Consider the following 2,567-nt stretch of genomic DNA (forward strand, 5'->3'; position numbering starts at 1 on the left):
AACAGCGCGATGAAGATGAAACCGATAAAAATCCCCATGGACGCCATGCGCAGTGGCTGCCGGATTTTGGCAGCCAGCCGTGGTTTGATGCGGTTTAGCATGATGCCAAGGAACAATGGCAACACCAACATGAAGCAAACAGTAATTGCAACTGACAGCTTATCGATATGTGTCTCTTGCAATATCGCGCGTGTCGGTCCGTAAAGACTACCCCAAAATGCGATATTAAAGGGTGTCGCAACGATTGCTCCGACCGTAGCAAAAGCCGTCATGGAAACCGACAGCGCTGCATTGCCGCCAGCACGATGAGTGATGAAGTTTGAGATGTTCCCACCCGGACACGCTGCCACCAGAATAAGCCCCAAAGCAATCGAAGGCCGGGGCTGAACGATCAGAACAAGCAGAAATGTGAGGCCCGGCAAAAGCAGAAATTGAGAGCACAGCCCAATCACCACAGGTTTTGGCGACAGTGTCAGTCGCTTAAAATCCGCAGGACACAGGTCCAGCGCGATTGAGAACATCACAACTGCTAGAATGCCATTGAGCAGGGTCAGAGAACCGGAACTGAAATTGAGAACAACAAGGTCAATGTCACTCATGCCATTTCCCTCTTCAACGCCTGTGTGCGCTTGTTCAGTGCGGAGCGATAACTCTGCTTGTCCACATAGTAAGCCATCCGCGCCAGCTTGAGGTAGTTCATCCCCTCCGTCTCACGCTCAAATCCCTCAGCTTTTTCAGCTTTGATTGCCTCAGCTGCAGTACTTCCGTCCTTGAGACCTCTCAGATAACGCGCAACCAGTTCCGCCTGATCGTGACGCCCCTGCCAACCAAGACCGGTTGCCTCAATCATACCCATCACAAACAGATCGTTCCGCTTTGGATGCATACAGTTCAAAAACAGATGCGGTGCATCGCCCTGCCAGTTCAAAAGCTCTTTGTCGATAAAAGGATAATGCAGCTTATAACCAGTCGCGGTGACGATAAGATCATACTCAGCTTCTTCACCATCACGAAACCGAACCGTATGCCCATCCAGTTCCTTGATATCTGCCCGAATACCAATATCCCCGTGACCGGCATGATAGAGAATAAGCGAGTTCACCACCGGATGGCTCTCATAAAGCTCGTAGTCTGGTTTAGGAAACCCATAGGCCTGCGGATCACCAACAAACCATTTCAGCAATGTCTGGTCCACTCGCCGCTTCAGCCAGAGCGGCAACTTCACCGCCCCACCCATCGTGTCTGCCGGTTTCCCGAAAACATACTTGGGAACAAAGTAATAGCCACGACGCATGGATATATCGCACTGAACCCCATGATGGATCGCATCCACCGCTATGTCACAACCTGAATTGCCCGCCCCAACAATCAGCACCCGCTTGCCAGCAAACTGCTGCGCACTCTTGTAGTGGCACGAATGAATGAGGTAGCCAGAAAACTCCCCCGTAAACTCTGGCATATTGGGTTCAGAAAGCGTGCCATTGGCGATCAGCACCCCGGCATATTCAGCTGAATGATCTCCGTCCTGATCTCTCCAGCTGACCGTCCACCCCTCACCATCGCCTCCCAACGGCACGATGCAAGTCACTTCTGCTCCAAAACGATAGCGCCGCTTCAAATCAAACTTTTCAGCAAACTCCTGAAAATACGTCTTCAGCTCGCGGTGACCGGGATACTCTGCAATGTGATCACCCATCGGAAAATCCGTAAACTCAGTCATTTTCTTGGATGAAATCAGATGCGCGGACTCGTACATGGTCGACTTCGGCCCATCAATATCCCAAAGCCCGCCCACATCGCTGTGCAGCTCAAAACCCTGAAAATCTATTCCTTGCTCAATAAGTGTCTTGGCCGTGGCGAGCCCCATCGGCCCTGCCCCAATTAAGGCATAGCTCTCCTTTGAAATATTCACTGTTCGTCCCCCCTCAGAACTACAATTAGATTGAACAGTCGTACAAAATAAGGCAAGCTCTTTTTATGATTAAGAAGATTTCGCAGGAAAAACAAAGACAAAGAGCCCCTTCAAAAAGCTCTTTGGAGACGCGGCAGAAGATTCTCGACGCAGCAGAACACCTGTTTGCATTTCGCAGTTATGACGCTGCGTCCATCAGGGACATTGCCCAAAAAGCAGGGGTAAAACTAGGCCTCGTAAACCACCACTTCGGCACGAAGGAAGACCTGTTCTTTCAAACGGTCGAACGCCGTGCCGAAGAACTCGCCCGTCTCCGCCTTGATGCATTGGAACAGCTGAAAGCGTCAGAACAAGTCGTCACGCTGAAAGGCATTCTGGAGAGTTTCTTCTACCCTTATCTGGACAAGGCTGAAAACAACGGCCCTGGCTGGCTCGCCTACGCACGTCTGGTCGCCATGGTCTCTGCAGAAGAACGCTGGAGCGCGATCTCTCAGGCTTGTTTTGACCCAACAGCAAAAGTATTTCTTTCGGAAATCGCCAAGCTCTATCCCACTACCGATCTTAGGAAAGTCTCCGCAACCTTCGTCTTTTCCATCTCTTCACAAATCGCTCTGTGCACCTCAGCCTGGCGTGTTGATGCAATGGCAGAAGAAGA

At 51.0% G+C, this 2,567-nt stretch carries 3 protein-coding genes; 1 reads left to right on the forward strand and 2 read right to left on the reverse strand.

Annotation, left to right across the window (positions count from 1 at the left end):
- Both PPL9_RS18075 and PPL9_RS18080 read right to left on the reverse strand, forming a co-directional pair.
- Positions 1–599, reverse strand: a 599-nt coding sequence (locus tag PPL9_RS18075; RefSeq protein ID WP_057464002.1) for a bile acid:sodium symporter, incomplete at its 3' end; no start/stop codon positions are given.
- Positions 596–1,912 (reverse strand): NAD(P)-binding domain-containing protein, encoded by a 1,317-nt coding sequence (locus PPL9_RS18080; RefSeq protein WP_057464003.1) that lies wholly within the window; start codon positions 1,910–1,912, stop codon positions 596–598. The genes PPL9_RS18080 and PPL9_RS18075, both read right to left, overlap by 4 nt.
- Before the next feature lie 65 nt (positions 1,913–1,977).
- Here PPL9_RS18080 and PPL9_RS18085 point away from each other — a divergent pair.
- A partial coding sequence (locus PPL9_RS18085; RefSeq protein ID WP_057464004.1) for a TetR/AcrR family transcriptional regulator occupies positions 1,978–2,567 on the forward strand: 590 nt, incomplete at its 3' end.

Origin of the sequence: Pseudovibrio sp. POLY-S9 (assembly GCF_001431305.1) — a bacterium.
Classification (GTDB): Bacteria; Pseudomonadota; Alphaproteobacteria; order Rhizobiales; family Stappiaceae; genus Pseudovibrio.